This window comes from Ancylobacter crimeensis (assembly GCF_023016805.1).
Lineage (GTDB): Bacteria > Pseudomonadota > Alphaproteobacteria > Rhizobiales > Xanthobacteraceae > Ancylobacter > Ancylobacter crimeensis.
The window spans coordinates 65,738-89,198 of the sequence record NZ_JALKCH010000002.1; the positions used below are offsets into that span (position 1 = coordinate 65,738).

Sequence of the window (23,461 nt, forward strand, 5' to 3'; positions counted from 1 at the left end):
CTCATAGATGAGTTGACGTCAACAATGGGTGGCTTTTTTGCGTTAACGGCGCCTGGCGGCTTTCGGCATCATCGCGGCCCTAAAAGACCAAAAGACGATGAGGAGACGAACCGTGAGCGGCCAAGCCACCGTCCTGCCGAACGCCCGTGTCAGGGCCTCCGACCCTGCCAGATCCGCTGACCTTGCAACTCCGGGAGATGATCCGGTCGACGCCGCGCTGCTTCAACCGATGGCGCATGCCATCCGCTTCCTCGCGGTGGATGCCATTCTGGCGGCCGGGGAAGGGCATCAGGGCGTTCCGCTCGGGATGGCGGAGATCGCGACGGTGCTCTATGCGAGGCATCTGCGGTTCGACCCGGCCGATCCGACCTGGCCTGACCGTGACCGCGTGGTGATCTCCAACGGGCACGGCTCAACCCTGCTCTATGCACTGCTGCACCTGAGCGGCTATCACCACATCACGCTCGATGCGCTGAAGAGCTTCCGTGAGCTGGGTTCACCCTGCGCCGGACACCCCGAATACGAGCCCGCGGCCGGTATCGAGACCACGACCGGCCCGCTTGGGCAGGGCATCGCCAACGCGCTTGGCATGGCCATCGCCGAGGCCCATCTCGGCGCGCGCTTCAGGGCAGACCTCATCGACCATCGCACCTGGGCCTTCGTCGGCGATGGCTGCCTTCAGGAAGGGGTGGGGCAGGAGGTGATCCAGCTCGCCGGCCACCTGAAGCTCGGCAAGCTGACCTTCTTCTGGGACAATAACGCCATCACCGACGACGGTTCGACGGAACTCTCCATCTCGGAGAACGTCGCCGACCGCTTCCGGGTGGCGGGCTGGCACGTGGTGGAGATCGACGGTCACGACCTTGATGCGGTGGATGCCGCCATCCACGCCGCCAAGGCTGACCCGCGACCTTCGCTGATTGCCTGCAAGACCGTGATCGCCCGTGGCATTCCGCGTCTGGAAGGACAGCGTGGAGGACATTCCGGCAAGCTCTTCCCGGAGGATCGCGCGCAGATGGCCGCACGCTTCGGCTGGACGGCGCCGTCTTTCGATGTCCCGCAGGACATCGGCGAGGCCTGGCGCGCCACGGCTGCCGCCGGCGGGACCGAGCGCGATAGCTGGCAGCGCCGTCTCGAGGCGGCGGATCCTGATGTGCAGGATGAATTCCATCGCACCGAGGCCGGCCTTCTGGCCGAAGGCTGGCGCGGGGCGATCCACGCCTACAAGGCCCGGGCGGCGGCAGAACGCGTGGCCGAATTTGCTATCGCCGCCTCCGGCGATATCGTGGCGGCGCTCTATGACGTGCTGCCGGACATGGTCACCGGCTGTGCCGATCTTGAGGCGCCGACCAACCACAAGCGTCAGCTTTCCGCCTTCACCGTCGGGGACCGGGCCGGACGCTACATTCACTGCGGCGTGCGCGAGCATGCCATGGGCTCGCTGGCCAACGGCATGGCGGCCCATGGCGGCGTCATTCCGCTGGCCGTTACCTATCTGCCGTTCTCGGACTATGAGCGCCCGGCGCTGCGTATGGCGGCGCTCATGGGGTTGCCGGTGAAGTTCGTGTTCAGTCACGATTCCATCGGCATCGGCAAAAACGGACCGACCCATCAGCCGGTCGAGATCATCGCCTCCCTGCGCGCCATGCCGAACATGATGGTGATCCGTCCCTGCGACGCCGTCGAGGCTGCGGAAGCGTGGGAGATCGCGCTCGAGCACCGCACCGGCCCGGTCTCGCTGGTGTTCGCCCGCCAGTCACTGCCGGTGCTGCGCAGCGATGGCGGCGCCGAGAACCGCTCGGCCCGCGGCGCCTATGTGCTGCACGAGGCGGAGGGCGGGCCGCGGCGGATCACCCTGCTCGCCACCGGCTCCGAAGTGCAGATCGCCGTGGAGGCGAGAGCTGCGCTTCAGGCCGAGGGTCTTCCGACCGCGGTGGTGTCCATGCCCTGCTGGAGCCTGTTCGAGGCCCAGGATCGTGCCTATCGCGATGCCGTACTGGGCGTGGGCACCGTGCGCGTCGCCGTCGAGGCGGCAGTGAAGTTCGGCTGGGAGCGCTGGATCGGCGAGGATGGCGGATTCGTCGGCATGACCGGCTTCGGCGCCTCCGGCCCGGCCGATGCCTTGTACCGTCACTTCGGCATCACGGCCGAAGCGGTGGTCGAGGCCGCCCGCACCCGGCTGTGATTCCTCGCGAGACGCATCGAAAGAACCCGACCATGCACAAGATCGTCGTCCTCGACCGCGACACCATCGCGCCAGAGGTCAATGTCCGCCGTCCCTCCTTCCCTCACGAGTGGATCGAATATCCGCGCACCGGCGCCGCCGAGGTCGTCGAGCGGGCGAGGGATGCCACCATCCTCATCAACAACAAGGTGGAGCTGCGCGCCGGCACGTTGGAGCAACTGCCCGACCTCGCGCTGATCGCCATCTCCGCCACTGGCACTGATTGCGTGGACAAGGCCGCGGCGGCAGTGCGGGGCGTGCCTACCGTGAATATCCGCGGCTATGCCCGCGCCACCGTGCCCGAGCATACCTTCGCCCTGCTGCTGGCGCTGGCCCGTTCCATCGTGCCCTACCGGCAGGAGGTAATCGATGGCGCGTGGCAGGCGGCGCAGCAGTTCTGCTTCTTCACCAACCCCATCATCGACCTGAGTGGAAAGCGCATCGGCATTGTCGGTGCCGGCGTGCTGGGCTCGCAGGTGGCGGGCATCGCGCGGGCGTTCGGGATGGAGGTGGTGTTCTACGATCCAATGGCGAAGCCCGGCACCGACGGCGTGGTAAGCCTCGCCGAACTCATCGAGACGGCGCACGTCGTCACGCTGCATTGCCCGCTCACCGACGCGACCCGCGGCCTTCTGGATCTCGCCGCCTTCCGGCGAATGAAGCAGCGGCCGATCATCATCAACACCGCGCGTGGCGGGCTGATCATCGAGGAATATCTCGAGATCGCTCTCGACGAAGGGCTCGTGAGCGCCGCCGGCCTCGACGTGACCCTGCCCGAGCCTCCCGCTGCGGACAGTGCCTTCATGCGGCTTGCCCGCCGGAAGAACGTGATCTGCACGCCCCACGTGGCCTGGGCCTCGTTGGAGGCGCAGCAGGCGCTCGCCGACCAGCTCATCGACAACATCGAGAATTTCGTCGCCGGCAAGCCCTCGAACGTCGTCTCGCCGGACTGATCCTGCAGCGTTCCCAAAAGCAAGGCGCCGACCGGGTTTCCCGATCGGCGCCTTTTTTGTTGCCGTGGTGCATCGGAGGAACCGCCGCGCGGTTCGCCGGCGGTTCGCGGGATCGTCAGAGGAAGCCTATGGAGATCCACGGCACCGCGGCGACCACCGCCAGCGCGATCAACAGCACCACCATGTAGCCGATGATGGGCTTCATGCCCTCGTCCGGATTCACTCCGCCAATGGCCGTGGCGCAGTAATAGCCGACCCCGAAGGGCGGGGCGAAGAGGCCGATGCCCATGGCGAGGATCACCACCATCGCATAATGCACCTCGTGGATGCCCATTTGCCGCGCGATGGGGAACAGCAGCGGTCCGAACAGCACGATGGACGGGATGCCCTCCAGCACTGAGCCGAGGATGATGAAGGCGAGGATCGAGACGACCATGAAGGTCACCGCCCCGCCGGGCAGCCCGGCCATCATGGTGGCGAGGCTCTGCGAGAAGCCCGACTGGGTGAGAGCCCAGGCCATGCCTGTCGCCGCGCCGATGATGAGGAGGATCGCGCCCGAGAGCGCCGCGGTGCTGATCATCATCGGCACGATGCGGCTCCAGTCGAACTGCCGGTAGACGAAGAGCCCCACGAGCACCGAATAGATGATGCCGATGGTGGAAACCTCGGTTGCCGTCGCGATCCCCTCCATCACCGCGCCGCGGATGACGAAGGGCAGGGCGATGGCTGGCAGGGCGATGAGCGCGGACCAGGCGATCTCCCGCGCCGAGACGCGCTTGACGCCGGAGAGGTCGTCATTGCGGTAGCGGTAGCGCACGAGCAGGCACAGCGCGAGGCCGAGCACGAGGGCCGGCAGCAGCCCGCCGGTGAACAGCGCTGCAATGGAGACGCCCGTGACCGAGCCGATCGTCAGCAAGACCAGTGAGGGCGGGATGGTTTCCGTCTGCGCACCGGTGGCCGCAAGAAGGGCGACGAGGTCGCCCTTCTTGGCACCGCGCTTCACCATCTCCGGGAACAGCACGGGAGTGACGGCCGCCATGTCCGCTGCCTTCGATCCAGAGATACCGGAGACCAGATACATGGCGCCGATCAGCACATAGGACAGACCGCCGCGCACGTGGCCGAGCAGGCTGGCGAGGAACCCTACCAGGGCCCGGGCCATGCCCGTGAGTTCGATCAGCAGGCCCAGGAAGACGAACAGCGGCACCGACAGCAGGATGAGGTGGCTCATGCCCTCATCCATGCGCCCCACCACGACCGCGAGAGGGGTCGACGTGGTGAAGCTCAGATAGCCCACCGTGGCGAGGCCGAACGAGAAGGCGATCGGCACGCCCGCGAACACCAGCGCCGCGACCAGTCCCACCAGAAAGATGAGGAGGTTGTAGTTGCCGAGCGTCTTGAGCCAGGGCGAGGCCAGATGACCGAGCCCGACCAGCGCGACCAGCCCCGCACACACGATGAGCGTGTGCACGGGATTGGCCGAGCGGACCAGTTTCAGGAAGCAGATCAGCGCCATCAGCGCGATGCCCACCGGCAGCGCTGCCGCCTTCCACGTATTGGGTACGTCGAGGGCGGGAAGCGTCACGAACATCTCGTCCTGCGCATATTCGATGCTGGGATGGAGCACCGCGGCGAGGAAGACCAGCGGCGCGGCGAGCGCCAGCGTCTCCAGGACCGCGCGCGTGCCCGAAGAGGCCATGCTGACGAACGCGGTCATGCGCATATGGCTGTTCCGCTGCAGCGCCAGCACCGCACCGAACATGGCAAGCCAGATGAAGAGGACCGCGGCCAGTTCATCCGACCACACGATGGGGCTGTGAAGGGCATAGCGCTTCACGACGCCGACGAAGAGCACCGTGATCTCCGCAAGCACCAGGGCGGCGGCAAGATATTCCACCAACACACAAACGGCCCTCTCGGCGCCGAGCAGAAGCCGGCGCCACGAGGTATCGGGCAGCGCCACGGCGGGCGCCTCGTCGCTCATCGTGCGGGACATGGCATCAACCCAGCTTCCCGACGGCGGCTTCGAGCAGGTTCCACGCCTCCTCGCCGTATTTGGTCTTCCACTCGCCATAGAAGGGGGTGGCGGCCAGTGCCTTGCGGAACTGCTCGCGGTCGACATCGATGAAGGTGATGCCCTTGGCCGTGAGGTCGGCCCGCAGGCTCTGGTTGAGCGCTGCGATGTCGGCACGCTGGCTCGCGCCCGAAGCGTCGAGTTCGCGGGCGACGATGGTGCGCAGGTCTTCCGGCAGCGCGGCCCAGGCGCGGCGATTGCCCAGGATGGCATAGCCGTCCCACACATGGCCCGTCATGGCACAGGACTTCTGCACCTCGTACAGCCGGGTGGATGCGATGATGGCGAGCGGATTCTCTTGCCCTTCCACCACCTTGGTCTGCAGGGCTGAATAGAGTTCGTTGAAGTTGATGGGAGTGGCGCCGGCGTTGAGCGACTTGAACACCGAGGTGAGCATCGGCGCGGGCGGGACGCGGATCTTGAAGCCGTTCAGATCCCGCGGGGTGCGGATCTCCCGCGTCGACGAGGTGATCTGCCGGAAACCGTTGTCCCAGAATTTTGCGGGAGCGACGAGGCCGGCCTTTTCGATCTGCTTCCGGATATAGGTGCCGAGGTCGCCATCCATCGCCTTCCAGACGGTCGCGTAATCCGGGAAGGCGAAGCCGGTGTTCACGATGCCCGACACCGGGACCAGCGTGGCGAGGATCGAAGTGGACAGATTGAAGAACTCGACGCCGCCGCTGCGTACCTGTGCAAGCAGGTCGGTGTCCGATCCAAGCTGGTTGGCGGGAAACAGCTTGAACTCCACCCGGCCGGAGGTGGCTTCGCGGATGCGGTCGAGCGCTTCCTGCGCCCGCTTGTTCACCGGGTGAGTGGGGTCCTGCCCGGTGGCGTATTTGTAAGTGAACTCCGCAGCCTCACCCCGACGGGTGAGAATGCCGAAGAGCGGAATGGCGGCGCCGGCTGCCAGGACGTGGCGGCGCGTGAGGCCGGTCTCGGTCTTTGTCATGAGCGTCTTCTCCCTTGTGATGTACCGCTTTGCGCGGCTTTATCGTTGTGAGATGGGTCGGCTTAGGTTCGGCCCTGAAGGGCCCGATAGGCGGCGATGACCTGGCTGTCGTCTTCGGCACCGCGACCGCGGCCCGACACGGACAGGAACTGTTGGTAGGCGAGCGCCGCCATAGGCAGGGCGGTCTTGGCACTCGCGCCGGCCTCCAGCACGATGCTCAGATCCTTTACGAAGATATCGACGGCGCTCGTCACGCGGGGCTCCGCCTCGAGCATGCGCGGTCCGCGGTCCCTCAGCATCCAGCTCGATGCAGCAGAACCCGACACGATGTCGAGCATGCGCTCCATGTCGACGCCGAGCTTTTCGGCCAGCGACAGCGCCTCCGCGGCCACCGCCAGATGCACGCCGCACAGGAGCTGATTGACGGCCTTGGCGGTGGCGCCCTGTCCCGCGCTCTCGCCGAGGAGGACGACTTTGGAGCCCATGGCGTCCAGCAACGGCCGCACCGTTGCGAACAGGTCGGTCGGCGCCGCGACCATTATGGTGAGGTTGCCGGCCTCCGCGCCCACGACGCCGCCGGAAACCGGGGCGTCGACGAGGCAACGTCCCTCGGCTTCGACGCGGCGGGCCAGTGCAGCGACGGAGGCTGGCGGGCAGGTGGCCATGAGGATGACCGCGCCACCCGCCGGCAGATGCGCAAGGGCGCCCTCGCCGAACAGGATGTCCTCGGCTTGGGCGGCATTCACCACCATCAGCACCACGGCATCCTGGCCGGCGAAGGCCTCGGCGAGACGGGAGGCGGCGGTGCCGCCGGCCTCCACGAGTTTCGCGCCGGCTTCGGGGCGCAAGTCGAAACCCGTAACCGCGAAGCCCGCGCGGGCGAGATTACCCGCCATGGGCAGACCCATGGAGCCGAGCCCCACGAAGCCGATCTTCTTCATGCTGTCCTCCCGGGTGGCCACCTCTCTTGCCGGAGGCTGGGGCCGATGGACTTAAGTGAGCCAGCCCTTTACCTGTGTGCAGAGCGCGTCCGTCGAGATGCCGTAGCGATCGTGGAGGGTGGGCAGCGCGCCGGCGGCGAGGAATTCGTCCGGCAGGCCAATCGTCCGGAAGGCGGGATGCACCCCGGCACGCATGAGCAGACCTGCCACCGCTTCGCCGAGCCCGCCGATCACCGTGTGGTTTTCCGCGACCACGACGAGCCGGCCGGGACGCGAGCAGGCCTCGAGGATGGTGGCGGCATCCAGTGGCTTGATGGTCGGCACATGCAGCACGCCCACATCGACGCGATCGGCCTCCAGCGCCTTGGCGGCCTCCAGCGCACGCATGGTCATGATGCCCGACGAGATGAACAGCACTTCATAGCCGTTGCGCAGCATCTTCGCCTTGCCCAGCTCAAAGGTGTAGCCGTACTCGTCAAGCACCATCGGCACATGCCCGCGCAGCAAGCGCATGTAGACCGGGCCTTTATGGGCGACGATGGCTGGTACGACCTGCTCGATCTCATGGGCGTCGCAGGGGTCGATGATCGTCATGTTGGGCATGGCGCGCATCAGCGCCAGATCTTCGGCCGCCTGGTGGGAGGGGCCGTAGCCGGACGTCAGGCCGGGCAGCGCGCAGACGATTTTGACGTTGCGGTCTTCCTCGGCGATCGTCTGATGGATGAAGTCGTAGGCCCGGCGCGAGGCGAACACCGCATAGGTAGTCGCGAACGGCGTGAAGCCCTCCGCCGCGAAGCCGGACGCAGCGCCGAACAGAAGCTGCTCGGCCATGCCCATCTGGTAGTAACGGTCCGGGAAGGCCTGTTGGAAGATGTGCAGGTCGGTGTACTTGCCGAGATCGGCGGTCATACCGACGATCGAGGCATCGGCCCGTGCACAGTTCACCAGCGCATGGCCGAACGGAGCCGGCTTCGTGCGCTGTCCCTCGCCCGCGATCGAGGCGATCATGGCCGAGGTGGTCAGGCGCGGCTTGGCGGCCTTCGCCGTGTCGAGCTTGGCGACGGGAGCGGGTTTCATGCGGGCTTCCTCTCGTCGAGTGCGGCCAGGGCCAGCTGCCACTCATGCCCGTCCACCCGGATGAAATGGTTTTTCTCGCGCGCTTCGAGGAAGGGGATTCCCTTGCCCATCAGCGTGTCGGCGATGATCATGCTGGGGCGCCCGCCATTGGCGGATTTCGCCGCGTCGAAGGCGGCACGCACGGCGGAAAGGTCGTTGCCGTCCACGCGCTGCACGAACCAGCCGAACGCTTCCAGCTTCTCCTTCAGCGGCTCGAAGCCGAGCACGCCGGTGGACGGACCGTCGGCCTGCTGGTTGTTGACGTCCACTATGGCGATGAGGTTGTCGAGCCTGTGATGGGCGGCGGACATGATCGCTTCCCAGACCGATCCCTCATCGAGTTCGCCGTCGGAGAACAGCGTGTAGACCCGGCTGTCGGAGCCCTTGCGCTTGAGGCCGAGGCACTTGCCCACCGCGATGGACAGGCCGAGGCCGAGGGAGCCGCCGGACATCTCCATGCCGGGCGTGTAGCTTGCCATGCCCGACATGGGCAGGCGGCTCTCGTCGAAGCCGTAGGTCTCGAGTTCTTCCTCCGGCACGATGCCGGCTTCGATCAGCGCCGCATAAAGCGCAATCGCATAATGGCCGTTAGAGAGCAGGAAGCGGTCGCGGCCCTCCCATTCCGGGTTATGAGGCTCGTAGCGCATGGCGTGGAAATAGGCCGTGGCCAGCACATCGGCGATGTCGAGGGCTTGGGCGATGTAGCCCTGCCCCTGAACCTCGCCCATGCGGATGGCGTTACGGCGGATGTTCCACGCGCGCCTTTCCAGTGAGATGTTGTTGCCGAAGGGTGCCGTGCTCATGTCCCTGTTCCTGTGCGGGAGCGCCCGCGCCGGGACATGGCCGATCGCGCCGCGGCCGGCATCGTCCTTCAGGCGCCGGCGGGCCGGGATTAATGGATCAGCATGCCGCCATTGACGTCGATCACCGCGCCGGTGACGTAGGCGGACAGGTCGCTGGCGAGGAAGAGGTAGATGCCGGCCACGTCGCTGGCGTCGCCGAGGCGGTTCAGCGGGATGCCTTTCAGGATGTCCTTGCGCATCTCGTCGGTCAGCTTGCCGCCTGTGATGTCGGTCTGGATGAGGCCGGGCGTGACGCAGTTCACGCGGATGCCGTCCACGCCGAACTCGCGCGCCATGGCCTTGGCGAGGCCGAGAACGCCGGCCTTGGCGGACGAATAATGCGGACCGCCGAAGATGCCGCCCCCGCGCTGGGCCGATACCGAGGACATGCAGGCGATGGAACCGGACTTCCGCTCCCGCATGTGCGGGATGAACACCTGGCTGAGGAAGAGCACGCCCTTGCAGTTGATGTCCTGCACGCGATCCCAGCTCGCCTCGTCGATCTCCAGCGTCTTGACCGGCTGGGTCACGCCCGCATTGTTGACGAGGATGTCAAGATGACCAAACGCCTGCAGAACCGCGTCGGCGGCGGTCTGGCAGGAGGGCTTGCTGGCGACGTCGCAGCCGACGCCGATATGTTCGGGGCCGAGCTCGGCAGCCGCAGCCTTTGCGGCGGTCTCGTCGATGTCGAGAATGGCGATCCGCGCACCGTGGCTGGCGAACAGCCTCGCCGTCGCGAGGCCAATGCCACGCGCGCTGGCCGCCCCCGATATGGCGGCCGTCTTGTTCTTGAGCAACATGGTTTCCTCCAAGAGGGCTTCTTCTTGTCTGGTGATACTGGCTCCCGTTTACCTTGCTGAAAAACGCAAAAATTGCGCGGATGGATGAATTGTGCTCAACTGAGATCGCTGCATTGCCGTCGCTGCGGTTTTCGACATGAAGCGTCTTCCCCTCTCCGCCCTTCAGGCCTTCGAATCCGCCGCCCGACGCGGTTCGTTCAGGATCGCGGGGGAAGAGCTGGGGATTTCCCCGAGCGCCGTCAGCCATGCGGTGCGCAAGCTCGAGGACCTGATGGGTGCAGCGCTCTTCGAGCGGGAAGGCCGCGCTGTACGGCTCAATCCGGCCGGCGAGGCGTTGATGCGCCACGTGGCGGTGGGGTTCGACGAGATGCGGCAGGGCATCGAGATGGTCGGTGCGCGCTCGGTGAACCTCCTGCGCCTGCACTGCGCGCCCTCCTTGGCGGCGCAGTGGCTGCTGCCGCGGCTGCGCACGCTGCTGGCCGGTCAGCCGGGTCTGGAAGTGCGGCTCGCTGCGGGCGTCAATTATCCCCGCTTCGAGCACGACGAGTTCGACGCCGACATCTGCTACGGTCCGCCTCGCCAGGAGGGGCTCATCGTGGTTCCCCTCGGCGAGGAGACCGTGACGCCGCTCTGCGCGCCCGAAATGGCCGCGCGCATCTCCGAGCCGCTTGACCTGCTCGCCCATGATCTGATCGAGAGCGACAACAAGCGCGTGCGCTGGAGCCACTGGTTCGAATCCAACGGCATAGCCCCACCGGGCCCGCGTGGTTCACGGTTCGACCGTTCCTTCATGGCCATCGCCGCGGCGGTGGATGGGTTGGGCATTGCCCTCGAATCCACCCGCCTCGCCGAGCGCGAGATCGCCCGCGGCCAGCTGGTGGCCCCGCTGGCGGGCAAGGCGAACGACGTGCGCTATGTGGGGCACTATCTCGTCTTCCCTCGGGCCGCCAAGGCTCGCCGCGCGGTGCGCATGTTCACCACCTGGATCACCCAGGAACTGGACGTGCCTACCCCGCGCATCTGAGCGGGGTCGAGATCGCCCGCGTCCTCACCATTCGACCACGACCTTGCCGAAATGACGGCCGCTTTCCTGGAAGCGGAAGGCGTCGGCCAGTTGCTCCAGCGGAAAGCTGCGATCAATGACGGGCCGCAGGCCCGTCTGCTCCAGGGCGGCCACATAGTCCTGTTGCTGGCGGCGGTTGCCGACGATCAGGCCCTGCAGGCGCGCCTGCTTCGCCATGAGGATGGCGCTCGGCACCTCGCCCTGGCGCCCGGTCAACACCCCGATCAGCGCGATGTGGCCGCCGACGCGCACGGCCTTGATGGATTGCGCCAGCGTGCCCGGTCCGCCGACCTCGACGACATGATCGACGCCGCGTCCGCCTGTCAGCTCCAGCACCGCCGCGCCCCACTTTTCGGTAGTGCGGTAGTTGACGAGATGATCGGCGCCGAGCCCACGGGCGCGCTCGAGCTTCTCGTCGGAAGAGGACGTGGCGATCACCGAGGCGCCCATGGCCTTCGCGATCTGCAGGGCGGCGATCGAGACGCCGCCGGTGCCAAGCACGAGCACACTGGCTCCCGGCTTGATGGCGCCGTCCACCACCAGCGCGCGCCATGCGGTCAGTCCGGCGGTGGTTATGGTCGCTGCCTCGGCATGGCTCCAGCCGCGCGGCGCCTGTGTGAAATCGCTTGCGGACCGCACGGCATATTCCGCTGCATAGCCATCGATGCCATCGCCGGGCGTGCCGCGGAAGTTGCCGACGGCGTCGAACGGAAGGCCGTCCAGCCATTGTGGAAAGAAGGTCGAGACCACATGGTCGCCGACCGAGAAGCCGGCGACGCCGTCGCCCACCGCTTCGACCACGCCTGCACCGTCCGACATGAGCACTCGGCCATCTTCGGTGGGAATGGCACCATTGGCGACCAGCAGGTCGTGGAAGTTCAGAGAACTCGCATGTAGCGCCACCCGAATCTGGCCGGGACCGGGCTGGCCCGGATCGGGCAGGTCGCGAAGCTCGAGACGATCGAGCCCGCCGGGGGAACGGACGAGGACGGCCTTCATCACGCATCTCCTTGGCACTGGACAGCATCTGAGCGCCGCCGCGGCCACCATTCCCTATCGGTTCAATGCCGACAAGGGTTGCGCACCAGCGGCGCAGCGGAATGGCTCGGGGCTTACGCGCCTTCTTGTAGATCAGGTGATTCCGCCAGATCGGAAAGGGTTCTAGATTGTGCTGCGTCGCGTGAATCGCCGACCGCGTTTCATGATCGGGAGGAATGAAACATGCCGTTCGAGTGCTCGACCCCAGCCGTTCCCACGGTGCTCGCGGAGGATGACAAGGCCAAGATCACCCGTTGGGATTTCGAGCCCGGCGCTACCACGGGCTGGCACGAGCACGCGATGGATTATGCGGTGGTCATCATGACCGACGCGGTCATGGCCTATGAGATCGATGGTCAGGTGACCGAGAAGGAGGTGCGCGCCGGCGACAGCTATATCCGGCCGAAGGGTGTCCGGCACGACGTCAAGAACGCCGGTTCGACACGCCTGAGCTTCATCGAGATCGAGATCAAGCGGTGATGTGAAGGGGGCGACGGAGCGCTCACCGCATGTCGCCGATGAATGCGCGGCGATACCCGTGTTTTCGTGACCTTTGGCGATGCTTTGCGGCAATGCAGCATGAAACTGTATGAAAAGAGGGCATGCCACAAATTGCGCCATTAAGACTTAACGCCAATTCCGTCGAAAAAGACGCCGCGGACACTGCCCATAGGCCTACGCTTCCGCTAGCGTGGCGCCCAGAATGAGACCGCTAGATCGGCACGAGTGCATGACCGCGACGAATGACGCTTTCGTCACCTTCGAAAAGGTTCGCAAGACCTATGACGGGCGCGCGCTCGTCGTCTCGGACCTTGATCTCGCCATTGCCAAGGGCGAGTTCCTGACGATGCTCGGGCCGTCCGGCTCGGGCAAAACCACCTGCCTGATGATGCTGGCCGGCTTCGAGCACCCGACGTCCGGGCGCATAACGCTGGGTGGCCGCCCGATCGACGGCGTTCCGCCGCACCGGCGCGACATTGGCGTCGTGTTCCAGAATTATGCGCTGTTCCCGCACATGACGGTGCTGGAGAACGTCGCCTTCCCGCTCAGCGTGCGGCAGGTGTCGTCCGCAGAGGCCGGAGAGCGGGCGCGCGCGGCACTCGGCATGGTGCATTTGCAACATCTGGCCGAACGCAGGCCGGGCCAGCTTTCGGGCGGCCAGCAGCAGCGCGTTGCGTTGGCTCGCGCCCTCGTCTTCGAGCCGAAGCTGGTGCTGATGGACGAGCCGCTCGGAGCGCTCGACAAGCAGCTGCGCGAGCATATGCAGTATGAGATCAAGCACCTGCACGAGCGGCTCGGAGTGACGATCGTCTACGTCACTCATGACCAGGGCGAGGCGCTGACGATGTCGGACCGGGTTGCAGTGTTCAACGAAGGCAAGATCCAGCAGCTCTCGACCCCGCGCGAACTCTATGAGCGGCCGCAGAACGCCTTCGTCGCCAGCTTCATCGGCGAGAACAATGCCGTGCGCGGGACGCTGAAGAGCGTGGGTGCCGGCGCGTGCGAGGTGGAGATTCCCGGGGGAATGCTGCGCTGCGTGCCGATCGGCGCCGGCGGCGTGGGCAGCGGCAAGTTGGTCTCGATCCGGCCCGAGCGCGTGCACATCGTCGAGGACGGCGCCTCGTTCGGCAATGTCATGCCCGCCCGCATCGAGGAGGTGATCTATCATGGGGATCACCTCAGGCTCCGGCTCTCGACCATGGGCATGGGCGACTTCATCGCCAAGGTGCCCAATGCGCGCGGCAATCAGCGCTTCGTCGAAGGCGGCGAACTCAGGATCGGTTGCGACCCCGCGGATTGCCTGGCGCTGGATGTGCCCACAAACGGTTGAGGCCGTGTCGGGTGGCCGGGCTTCGGTAGAACTGCCTGAAACATAACAAAAGTGAGGAAACGACCATGAAGACCAACATCGGACGACTGGTTCTCGTCGCGGGACTGACCACCGGCCTTCTCGCCACCGCGGGAGCTGCCATGGCGCGCGACCTGACGGTGACAGGTTGGGGTGGCACGGCGCAGGCCGCACAGGACAAGGCGATGTTCCAGCCCTATGTGAAGGAGACGGGCAACAAGCTGGTTCAGGACAGCTGGAACGGCGGCATCGGCGTGCTGCGCACCAAGGCGCAGGGTGATTCGACCTGGGACGTCGTGCAGGTCGAAGCGGATGAGCTCGCGCTGGGCTGCGAGGAAGGCATCTACGCCAAGCTCGACTGGTCGAAGCTCGGCAACAAGGATGAATATCTGCCCGGCATGGCTGGCGAGTGCGGAGTCGGCACCTTCGTCTGGTCGACCGCGCTGGCCTATGACAAGGCGAAGCTCGGCGAGAACGGCCCGAAGAGCTGGGCGGATTTCTTCGACACCAAGAAGTTCCCCGGCAAGCGCTCCCTGCGTCGCGGGCCGCGCCAGTCGCTTGAATTCGCGCTGCTGGCCGACGGCGTCGCGCCCGGCGACATCTATAAGCAGCTTGCAACCAAGGAAGGCGTCGACCGCGCCTTCAAGAAGCTCGACACCATCAAGAAAGACATCGTCTGGTGGGAAGCCGGCGCCCAGCCCGTACAGCTGCTGCAGTCCGGCGAAGTGGTGATGACCAGCGTGTATAACGGGCGCATCTTCGCCGCCAACAATGCCGACAAGACCAACTTCGCCATCGCGTGGCCGGCGGGCTTCGTCTACCAGGTCGACAGCTGGGCCATCCTCGCCAATTCGCCGAATAAGGACGAGGCGATGGGCTTCCTGAAGTTCATCCAAACCCCGGCCCGTCAGCAGGACGTCGCCAATGTCCTCGCCTATGGCCCGACGCTGAAGGACTCCACGGGCCAGATCGCCCCGAACGTTCTGCCCTATCTGCCGACGGCGCCGGGCGTCATCGAGCATGGCATGTCCTTCAACACCGCTTTCTGGGTCGACAACATCGAGGCGCTGAACGAGCGCTTCAACGCCTGGGCGGCGCAGTGATCTGAGCGAGAAGGACGGGAGAGGATGATGGTCGCCGACGAGACCCGGAACCTGCGCGCCTCGCTGCGGCGCGCGGAGCGTCGGCGCACCCTGCGCGGACTGGGGCTCACCTTGCCACTCATCCTCTTCACTCTCGTCTTCTTCATCGTTCCGATCGCCGGGATGCTGGTGAAGAGCGTGCAGAACGGTCCGATGCCGGACATCCTGCCGCAGACCTCGGCATTGCTGCAGCCCTGGCGCGCGAGCGCGGAGCGCGGCGTGCCCGACGAAGCGGTGTTCGCCGCCTTCGCCGGGGAGCTGCGCACAGCCTCGCAGGAGCGCACCCTGCCGGAGCTCGCCACCCGGCTGAACTTCGAGAATGCCGGCTATCGTTCGCTGCTGATGGCGACCGCGCGCCGGCTGCCCGAGGCGCCGACCGGGACATGGCGTGAGACGCTCACGGGCATCAATCCGCAATGGGGCGAGGTCGCGATCTGGGCCGCTCTGGGCCGGGCCTCGACGCGGGTGACCGACAATTACCTGCTCGCCGCGCTCGATCACCGCCGCGACGACAACGACCGTATCCAGGCCACCGATCCGAGCCGAGCGGTCTATGTCGCCTCGCTGCTGCGCACGCTGGAGATCAGCGGCATCGTCACGCTGCTGTGCCTGCTGTTGGCCTATCCGCTCGCATACCGGCTGGCGACGTTGCCGGAATCGACCGCCAACCTCCTGATGATCCTCGTCCTGCTGCCGTTCTGGACCTCGCTTCTGGTGCGCACCGCGAGCTGGCTGGTGATCCTGCAGAGGGAGGGACCGCTGAACGATGCGCTCAGATGGCTGGGCCTCATCAGCCAGCCACTGGAACTGGTGTTCAACCGGCCGGGCGTCATCATCGCGATGACCCATGTCCTGCTGCCCTTCATGGTGCTTCCGATCTATTCGGTGATGAAGGGCATTCCACCCAATTACATGCGGGCCGCCACCTCGCTGGGGGCGCCGTTCTTCACGGCGTTCCGTCGCGTCTATTTCCCGTTGTCGCTGCCCGGCGTGACGGCCGGCTGCCTGCTCGTCTTCATCCTGGCGATCGGCTATTACATCACGCCGCTGCTGATCGGCGGCGCCAACGACCAGATGGTGTCCTCGCTCATTTCCTTCCTCGCCCTGCAGACCCTCAACTGGGGCTTGGCGGCGGCACTGGGTACGGTGCTTCTCGTCATCACCGTCGCCCTTTATTTCGTTTATTCGCGCGTCGTCGGCACCGACGGCGTGAAGCTCGGGTGACGCCATGGCAGCGCGGATCCGCGGTATCGTCCTGTGGAGCGTAAGCATCGCGGTGCTCGCCTTTCTCGTGCTGCCGCTCCTTGTGATCGTGCCGATCTCCTTCTCCTCGGCAAGTTTCCTGAGCCTGCCGATTCCGGGCGTCTCGCTGCGCTGGTACGAGACACTGCTCACCAGCCCGGTCTGGGGCCGGGCGATGCTGAACAGTCTTATTGTCGGCGCCATCGCCACCAGCATCGCGGTCACGTTGGGCACGCTTGCGGCCATCGGGCTTCACCGCAATGAGTTTCGCGGCAAGTCGCTGCTGATGGGCGTGCTGATCTCACCGATGATCGTGCCGATCGTCATCGTGGCGCTCGGAAGCTATTTCTTCTATGCACCCCTCGGTCTTGCCAGTTCGCTCTTCGGTCTCGGCCTCGCCCATGCGGCGCTCGGCGCTCCCTTCGTGCTCATCACGGTGAGCGCGACGCTCACCGGCTTCGATCCCAATCTCGCGCGGGCCGCTTCGAGCCTCGGGGCCTCGCCGATCACCGTATTTCGCCGCGTGACACTGCCGGTGATCGCGCCTGGCGTCATCTCCGGGGCACTGTTCGCCTTCGTCACCTCCTTCGACGAGGTGGTGGTCGCCCTATTCCTCACCGGTCCCTTGCAGCGCACCCTGCCACGGCAGATGTTCGACGGAATCCGGGAGAACATCAGCCCAACCATCCTCGCTGCCGCGACGCTGCTCATCGTGTTCGCGGTGGTGCTGCTGCTGACCGCGGAGCTGCTTCGGCGGCGGAGCCAGCGGCTGCGCGGCATCAGCTGAGCGTGCGCATCCCGGGACACCCCCCGCTGGTCTTCGGTGGCGATCCTGTCATCATCGACGGATCGTCAGCCTCATTGCGGAGCCGGCCCTCGTGACCCTGAACTCGACCTCGCCGAACCAGGCTGACCTCACAGCAGGAGGGGCTGCGATTACCGTCGACGAGGCGATTACCAGGGCAGGGGTCGGGCGCTTCCAGCAACATCTGTTCCTCATTTTCGGCCTTGTCTGGGCCGCGGACGCGATGCAGGTGCTGTCCATCGGCTTCAGCGCGCCCTCCATCGCGCAAACCTTTGGTCTCACCATCCCGCAGGCGCTGCAGACCGGGACGCTGTTCTTCGTCGGCATGCTGATCGGCGCCTTCGGTTTCGGCCGGCTTGCCGACCGCATCGGCCGGCGACCGGTGCTGATGGCGACGATCGTCGTCGATGCTCTGGCCGGCATCAGTTCGGCCTTTGCGCCGGACTTCCAGTGGTTGCTCATCCTGCGTCTCGTCACCGGCATCGGCGTCGGCGGCACGCTGCCGGTCGACTACACGATGATGGCGGAGTTCCTTCCCTCGGATAGGCGAGGGCGCTGGCTGGTGCTGCTCGAATCCTTCTGGGCGGTGGGCACGATCGCGTTGGCGCTGCTCGCGCTGGTGGCCGGTTCGCAAGGCGGCGAAGCGTGGCGCACCATCTTCTTTGTGACCGGCATTCCCGCCATCATCGGCGTGGTGCTGCGGTTCCGCGTGCCTGAATCGCCGCGCTATCTCGCGCGCAAGGGCCGGCTCGCCGAGGCGCGTGAGGTGTTGGATCGCATGGCGGAGGTGAATGGCACCCGCGCCGGCATCCCCGCGGTAAAGGCCGAACCGGCGCAACGCAGTTCGATCCTCGCTCTGTTCTCGCCGCTGCTGCGCCGGCGCAGCATTTGCCTTCTGCTGGCGTGGTTCCTCATCTCGGTCGCGTATTACGGCGTCTTCGTTCACCTGCCGGTCCGCCTTGCCGGCGAGGGCTTCGGCTTCATGCGGGGTCAGTATTTCCTCGTGCTGCTGGCGCTGGTGCAATTGCCGGGCTATGCGCTGGCTGCCTACGGGGTGGAGCGCTGGGGCCGGCGGCCGACGCTGATCGGCTTCATCCTGCTCAGCGCCGTCGGCTGCCTGCTCTACAGCTTCGGTCATTCCACCACCGTCGTGGTCGGCTCGACCCTGCTCATGAGCTTCGCGCTGCTCGGCACCTGGGCGGGCATCTATGCCTTCACGCCCGAGGTCTATCCCACCGACCTGCGTTCGACCGGCATGGGGACGGCCGGCGCCGTTGCCCGCGCCGGCGGCCTGCTGGCACCCTCCGTGATCGCGCCGGTGATGACCACCAGCTTCACGCTGGCGCTGGTGTTCATCTCGACCTCGCTGGTCGCCGCGGCGATCGGCGTCTGGCTGATCGACATCGAATCGCGGAACCGGGCGCTGGAATAGGTAGGAGATCGGCAGGCCGGCTCAATCGACCAGCAATGTGACCGAGGGGTGCAGCTTTTGTAGGTTTCGCAGCGATTTGGATTGCCACGGAACACTCTGAGCACCGCGGACGACCAACTGGACCTCCGGGTGCCGTCGCGTCTCGATCGTGAATTTCGCCAGCAGGTTGATGCCCGACGAGTTCAGGAATTCGAGGTCGGTGAGGTTGAGGGTGACAGTCGAGGCACCCGATGCCAGAACGTTCATCATCAGATCGAGGATCGGCGCATAGGCCTCCGATCCCGACAGGCGCATGATGCCATCGAAATAGATGGTGGAACCCTCGTCCCACACGCGAAAGTCGCCAGTCTTGATTTCCATAGCGTGGTTCCGTGTGGTTGGGCGTCAGTGCGCGACCGGGGCGACGACCGGCAGAATGGCGTGCGTTTCGATGAAGACGCGGGATCCGTCGGCGCTCGGATTGAACACCCAGGCGAGGCGTGCCCCATAGTCGCTCATGAGGGTCAGCAATCCAAGGCCGGAACCTGAATAGGTCGGATCGGCGGCATTGGCCTCGATGCGGCGGATGAGCAAGTCTCCAGGATCGCCGTCGGTGATCTCCAGGATCAGACCCTGGAAACGGGCGGCGGTGTCTCGGTCCACCTGGTTGGAGACCTTCACCCTGAAAGTGCCGTCGCGCATCGCCGCTTCCACGGCAATGATGCCGGGCGCGCGGAACTTCACCGCGTTCTCGATGAGCTCGTTGACCAGATAGCCGATGCTGTGGCGGATCTCGCGATAGTCCGGCGAAGCTTCGCCGACGCGAATGGCGAAGAGTTCTCCGACGAAATCGGCGGTCATGGCACAGTGATGCCAGCCGATTTCCAGAGGCCCGTCGAAGAGTTGGATGCGGCTGATATCGTCTGTCGCGCCGAGCATGATGTCCGCGGATCCGAAGGTCGCCATCTATCTGTGCCTCACTACGACGAGGGTGATGTCGTCGTGTATCTTGCAGCCGTCGATATGTGCCATGACATCGGCAACGATCCCGGCCTTGATCTCTTCCGCATTCCCTAGGCGATGCCGAAACGCGCTTTCGCACAGGCGCTCTATGCCGAACATGATGCGCCTGGCATTCTCCGCCTCGGTAATTCCATCGGTGTAGAGCAGGATGACGTCGCCGCTCTCGAAGCGGATCTCGCGGGTGGCGATGAACGGGGTGATGTCGCGCTCGAGGCCCACGGGCAGTCCGAGGTCTATCGTGTCGATCCGTTCGATCGCGCCATCGCCGCGGATGATGACGATTTCCTCATGCTGGCCGGACAGCGTGATGTTGCTGTTCTCGTAGTCGAGGAAGGCAAGCGAAAGGTGCTTGTCTGAATTGGTGCGCTCGAGATTCTTGTAGATCGCCCGGTTGAGCTGATCGAGGAAGCGACGGGGATCGGTCTCGCCCGCTTCCTGGAGGGCGCGGGCGATGGACTGGACCATGAGCATGAGCACGCCCGACTGCAGCCCATGTCCGGTGACGTCGCCAATGCCGATCTTCAACCGTCCATCATCCTCCAACACATCATAATAGTCGCCACCCACCTCGTCGGCCGGTCGCATATAGGCTGCGATGTCGAGTTCCGGGACGGATTCCAGCTCGAGTGGGCGCGGCAGGACCATCATCTGGATCTGCCGGGCGATATCGAGTTCGGCACCGAGGCGCAGGTTCTCGCTGCGCAGCTTTTCGTTCAGCCCCGAGATCTCCTGATTGGCGTTCTCCAGTTCATGCGTGCGCTCGTCGACGAGGCGCGCGAGGTTCTCGGTATGGAAGCTCATTTCGGCTGCCATCCGGTTGAAGGCGAGCCCGACCTCGCCCACCTCGTCGCGGGTCGGCACCTTCACCCGGACCGAATAGTCTTTCGCTTGCAGGCGGGCGGCCGCATCCGCCAGCGCGCTGAGCCCTCCGGTTATCCTCTTCGAGACGCTGAGAACCGCGACGAACACGAGCAGCAGCGAGAGGATGATGGCGCCGATCTGGTAGAGCAGGATCCGGTTCGTCGCGAGCAGGATTCCATTCTGAGCCGTGATGAGCGAGGCGTAGATCTCGCGTTCGGGCACCACGATGCCGACGGACATGGTCTCGCGCTGGATCGGGCCCATGGTCCAGAGATTGGTGGGCTGCAGCCGCTTGAGCACGATGATGTAGGGCACGGATTCGCCGTGCTCCTCCAGCGTGATGTGCTGGATCTCACCATCGTTCTCGTCCAGCCGCAGCGAGGCAATGGCGGGCTGCATGGCGGTGCGCAGCGAGCGTTCGACGCCCGTCACACCCTGCCCGCTGCTTCCTTTCGACGATACGAGCCCGATGACGCCTTCGCCCCGCGGATTTATGGCCACGACATTGCCGTTGGACATGGCGAGAAAGCCGAAGCCGGTCTGCGCGATCTTCACCCGCTCGACGATGGAAGCGAGCTGGTCCAGCGTGATGTCGGTGCCGGCGACACCGGCTATGCCGGTGCGGTCGCGGGTCCAGAGCGGCTGGAAGAAGCTGACGATGAGCTTGCCGGTGATGGCGTCGGTGTAGGGCGCAGTTTGTGTGAGGAAGCTGTCGGTTGGACGCGAGGCGGGATCCGCGATCCAATCTTGCCAGGATTCGTAGATACCGGGAAAGAAGAAGGTCCAGAAGGACGAGGTGTTGTGCCCGGGATAGAGGCGGTCGAAGGTCTGCGCCTGGTCGGTATAGGGCGCGGTCCGGAAGATGGGGCGCTCTTTCGGACCGATGAAATACATCTGCAGCTTGGGCGCCCCGCTGGCCAGCAGGCTGGGCGCTACGAGGTCCAGCACGGCGCTGTCCTCGATCTCCTTTTGCACGTCTGACCGAGGCAGGTGGCTTCCGTCGAGAAGGTAACCCCACACGCTCACCACCGAAGGTGAAGGCCTGAGATTCTGCGCCCAGCCACCTTGCGCGTCATAGACGACATCGGTTGACGTCGGCCCCGCCTGCGCAAGCGCCCGGCCGACCGCATCGCGCCGCGACGGGTCGTCGATCTGGCTCTGCAGCACGCCCGAGAGCACGCCCACATCCGCATGCACGCGGTCGATCAGCAGGTTGGCCTCGGTGACGGTCGCCTCGGCATAGGAGCGCAGGTAGTCCTGGGTGGCGGTGGTCAGGCCCTGTCCGACCTCGAGCGCGGCATCGCGCGAGAGCCGTTGCACGTTCCACAGTGCGAGGCCACCGCTGAGAACAAGGTCGAACAGCACCGCGGCGCCGACGACGAGCACGAACTTTGCGCGAAACGAGCGCAGTCCGAACAGGGGGCGGGAGGGCGCGCTGCTCATGCTGGTTTGCGTCCCGAGGCGACCCAGATCGGCCAGCCGGCATAGCCCTTCGGATGAAGCGCAGCGTAGATGTGATCCTGGAAACCCTGTCGGAACCGTTCGATAAATTCTGGAGAATCGCCGCGCCGCACCGCCATGTCGCCCGCATAGACACCTTCCCACGCCGAGACGACGTTGACGAAGTCCTGCGGATCGCCGTCGAGATTTGTGACCATGAACGATTCGATCCGTATGTCCTCCAGTCCGGCTTCAATGAGATAGCGCCGGCTTTTCGGACCGAGCTCGACATCCATCTCGAAATGAGCGAACAGCTTCGCCACCTCATTATAGGTCCACTGGATGCTCTCCGCGCGCGGTTCGCCTAGACAGTGGGAATTCTTTTCATTGGTAACGTAGATGCGTCCGCCTGGACGACAGATGCGATGGAGCTCTTTCAGGATGAGCTCAGGGCGGTTGAAAATCTGCAGTGAGTGACGGCAGGTCACGAAGTCGAACTGGTTGTCGCTCACCAGCATCTGCGCGGCGTCGCCATAGGTGTATTCGATGCCCTGGATCCCGAAATCGTCCGCCACCTTGCGCGCATAAGCAAGGCTGGAGCGCGAGTGATCGAGGGCGACGATGCGAGATGGCTGGAATTCCTTGTGCACCAGAACCGCGAAATCGCCTATGCCGCAGCAGATATCCGCGACGGCAAGGCCCGGCCTCATGCCGTGGCGGGGGAGAATTTCCCGCTCGTGCCGCCAGGTCATCTTGGTTTGGGTGCGCAGGATCGGGATGAAGCCTCCCTCCTCGAGGAAGGCCTGCCCCGGATAGAAGTCGCTGTCATAGGTCTCGACCGCGATCGCAGGCTCGATCTGCGACAGGTGGCGAAACCTGCGCGCGGCCCATCCGACGATCGTCGAGATGACGACCACAAGCCGCAGCTCCGGCCGTGCACGGCACGCCTCGACCATGACGCCGGTAAGCGCGTGGAAGGCGGTGTTGTTCATCAGGACGAGGCGGCGCATGTCGATATAGAGGACGCCATGCGAACGCCGGGCCGCGTCCTGAAGCTGGGCGAGGCTGGAGGCGAGTTCCTGAACGCCCTGCGGACGCAGCGTGCCGGAGATCGAGAACACCTGATCGTTCTCGTTGTACTCGGTGCGGAAACGCGGAGGGGAAAGACGCGGGCTCAACTGACCAGCCTTTCAAGCGGGAGGTCAGCCACCAGCGTGAGGGCCTCGGCGTCCATGCTTTCCAGCGTCAGCCGGGCGTGGCATTCGATCACCATCGCGGAGAGCACCTCCTGATGCACTGGCGCGAGATCGCCGGCGAGAATGCTCAGATATTGGGTCTCGGCGTCCTCTGCGCCGGCTCTGGCGACGGAGGCCTCGTAGATCCAGCGATCCGCGGCGGCGCACGGGAAGGTCAGCGTGACGCGTTCGATCCCGTCGCAGCGCAGGATCCGGCACACCACCCGGCCATCGAGCCGGCGCGAGGCCCGGAAGGCGATTTCCATCAGTTCATTCAGCGCCGAGGAAAACAGGTTCGCATAGCGGATGGAGTCCGAACGGTTGTGGCTGATCATGTTCGCCACGTAGTTCGCAATGCCGTCGCACTGTCGCCATTCGGCCTGCAGCGCCTCGATGCTGAGCTCGATCTCGATCATCGGCTCGAATGGCGTGTCCTGGACGCCGTCTTTCGCA

Annotated in this window: 21 protein-coding genes; 9 read left to right on the forward strand and 12 right to left on the reverse strand. The window is 65.3% G+C overall.

The features are described from left to right. The first annotated feature begins 229 nt into the window (after positions 1–229). Both tkt and MWN34_RS02505 read left to right on the forward strand, forming a co-directional pair. Positions 230–2,185, forward strand: coding sequence for a transketolase (gene tkt / locus MWN34_RS02500; protein WP_247026878.1), 1,956 nt, complete (start codon positions 230–232; stop codon positions 2,183–2,185). Positions 2,186–2,217: 32 nt separating this feature from the next. Next, complete coding sequence (locus MWN34_RS02505) at positions 2,218–3,177, forward strand: D-2-hydroxyacid dehydrogenase (protein WP_247026219.1); 960 nt, start codon at positions 2,218–2,220, stop codon at positions 3,175–3,177. Positions 3,178–3,292: 115 nt separating this feature from the next. On the opposite strand, the gene MWN34_RS02510 is transcribed toward MWN34_RS02505, so the two are convergent. From MWN34_RS02510 to MWN34_RS02535, 6 genes are all read right to left on the reverse strand, one after another. Further along, the gene (locus MWN34_RS02510; RefSeq protein WP_425532051.1) at positions 3,293–5,161 is read right to left on the reverse strand and encodes a TRAP transporter large permease; all 1,869 of its coding nucleotides are present in this window, start codon (positions 5,159–5,161) and stop codon (positions 3,293–3,295) included. Positions 5,162–5,177: 16 nt separating this feature from the next. After that, the gene (locus MWN34_RS02515; protein ID WP_247026221.1) at positions 5,178–6,200 is read right to left on the reverse strand and encodes a TRAP transporter substrate-binding protein; all 1,023 of its coding nucleotides are present in this window, start codon (positions 6,198–6,200) and stop codon (positions 5,178–5,180) included. A gap of 62 nt (positions 6,201–6,262) precedes the next feature. Next, the gene (locus MWN34_RS02520; RefSeq protein WP_343311810.1) at positions 6,263–7,162 is read right to left on the reverse strand and encodes an NAD(P)-dependent oxidoreductase; all 900 of its coding nucleotides are present in this window, start codon (positions 7,160–7,162) and stop codon (positions 6,263–6,265) included. A gap of 30 nt (positions 7,163–7,192) precedes the next feature. After that, on the reverse strand, positions 7,193–8,218 hold the full coding sequence (locus tag MWN34_RS02525) for a transketolase family protein (RefSeq protein WP_247026223.1): 1,026 nt from the start codon (positions 8,216–8,218) through the stop codon (positions 7,193–7,195). Beyond that, positions 8,215–9,060 carry a transketolase gene (locus MWN34_RS02530; protein ID WP_247026224.1) on the reverse strand — a complete coding sequence of 282 codons (846 nt, stop codon included), beginning with the start codon at positions 9,058–9,060 and terminating at the stop codon, positions 8,215–8,217. Before MWN34_RS02530 ends, MWN34_RS02525 begins: the two co-directional genes overlap by 4 nt. 89 nt (positions 9,061–9,149) lie before the next feature. Beyond that, on the reverse strand, positions 9,150–9,899 hold the full coding sequence (locus tag MWN34_RS02535) for an SDR family NAD(P)-dependent oxidoreductase (protein WP_247026225.1): 750 nt from the start codon (positions 9,897–9,899) through the stop codon (positions 9,150–9,152). Between the two features lie 136 nt (positions 9,900–10,035). On the opposite strand from MWN34_RS02535, the gene MWN34_RS02540 reads away from it, so the two are divergent. Beyond that, positions 10,036–10,923 (forward strand): LysR substrate-binding domain-containing protein, encoded by an 888-nt coding sequence (locus tag MWN34_RS02540; protein ID WP_247026226.1) that lies wholly within the window; start codon positions 10,036–10,038, stop codon positions 10,921–10,923. A gap of 24 nt (positions 10,924–10,947) precedes the next feature. Here the strand turns inward: MWN34_RS02540 and MWN34_RS02545 are convergent, their stop codons facing one another. Continuing rightward, on the reverse strand, positions 10,948–11,961 hold the full coding sequence (locus MWN34_RS02545) for a zinc-dependent alcohol dehydrogenase family protein (protein WP_247026227.1): 1,014 nt from the start codon (positions 11,959–11,961) through the stop codon (positions 10,948–10,950). A 222-nt stretch (positions 11,962–12,183) separates the two neighbouring features. On the opposite strand from MWN34_RS02545, the gene MWN34_RS02550 reads away from it, so the two are divergent. The 6 genes from MWN34_RS02550 to MWN34_RS02575 all read left to right on the forward strand — a co-directional run bounded on the left by MWN34_RS02550 (position 12,184) and on the right by MWN34_RS02575 (position 18,470). After that, complete coding sequence (locus MWN34_RS02550) at positions 12,184–12,480, forward strand: cupin domain-containing protein (RefSeq protein ID WP_247026228.1); 297 nt, start codon at positions 12,184–12,186, stop codon at positions 12,478–12,480. A 250-nt stretch (positions 12,481–12,730) separates the two neighbouring features. Beyond that, positions 12,731–13,831 carry an ABC transporter ATP-binding protein gene (locus tag MWN34_RS02555; RefSeq protein WP_247026229.1) on the forward strand — a complete coding sequence of 367 codons (1,101 nt, stop codon included), beginning with the start codon at positions 12,731–12,733 and terminating at the stop codon, positions 13,829–13,831. A 65-nt stretch (positions 13,832–13,896) separates the two neighbouring features. After that, positions 13,897–14,952 (forward strand): ABC transporter substrate-binding protein, encoded by a 1,056-nt coding sequence (locus MWN34_RS02560; protein ID WP_247026230.1) that lies wholly within the window; start codon positions 13,897–13,899, stop codon positions 14,950–14,952. A gap of 24 nt (positions 14,953–14,976) precedes the next feature. After that, complete coding sequence (locus MWN34_RS02565) at positions 14,977–16,215, forward strand: ABC transporter permease (RefSeq protein ID WP_247026231.1); 1,239 nt, start codon at positions 14,977–14,979, stop codon at positions 16,213–16,215. 4 nt (positions 16,216–16,219) lie between these two features. Then, on the forward strand, positions 16,220–17,020 hold the full coding sequence (locus MWN34_RS02570) for an ABC transporter permease (RefSeq protein ID WP_247026232.1): 801 nt from the start codon (positions 16,220–16,222) through the stop codon (positions 17,018–17,020). A gap of 97 nt (positions 17,021–17,117) precedes the next feature. Then, complete coding sequence (locus MWN34_RS02575) at positions 17,118–18,470, forward strand: MFS transporter (protein WP_281502842.1); 1,353 nt, start codon at positions 17,118–17,120, stop codon at positions 18,468–18,470. Positions 18,471–18,491: 21 nt separating this feature from the next. Here MWN34_RS02575 and MWN34_RS02580 read toward each other — a convergent pair whose 3' ends face one another. From MWN34_RS02580 to MWN34_RS02600, 5 genes are read right to left on the reverse strand one after another with little or no spacing between them, the layout of a single operon-like run. Continuing rightward, positions 18,492–18,830: a slr1659 superfamily regulator gene (locus tag MWN34_RS02580; protein ID WP_247026234.1), complete on the reverse strand. Its 339-nt coding sequence runs from the start codon at positions 18,828–18,830 to the stop codon at positions 18,492–18,494. Between the two features lie 24 nt (positions 18,831–18,854). Continuing rightward, entirely contained in the window at positions 18,855–19,415 is a 561-nt protein-coding gene (locus MWN34_RS02585; protein ID WP_247026235.1) for a slr1658 superfamily regulator, read from the reverse strand. Continuing rightward, positions 19,416–21,776 carry a SpoIIE family protein phosphatase gene (locus tag MWN34_RS02590; RefSeq protein WP_247026236.1) on the reverse strand — a complete coding sequence of 787 codons (2,361 nt, stop codon included), beginning with the start codon at positions 21,774–21,776 and terminating at the stop codon, positions 19,416–19,418. Then, positions 21,773–22,951 carry a class I SAM-dependent methyltransferase gene (locus tag MWN34_RS02595; protein ID WP_247026237.1) on the reverse strand — a complete coding sequence of 393 codons (1,179 nt, stop codon included), beginning with the start codon at positions 22,949–22,951 and terminating at the stop codon, positions 21,773–21,775. Before MWN34_RS02595 ends, MWN34_RS02590 begins: the two co-directional genes overlap by 4 nt. Continuing rightward, positions 22,948–23,424, reverse strand: a complete 477-nt coding sequence (locus tag MWN34_RS02600; protein WP_247026238.1) for a ubiquinone biosynthesis methyltransferase UbiE — start codon at positions 23,422–23,424, stop codon at positions 22,948–22,950. Before MWN34_RS02600 ends, MWN34_RS02595 begins: the two co-directional genes overlap by 4 nt. Positions 23,425–23,461: the final 37 nt, after the last annotated feature.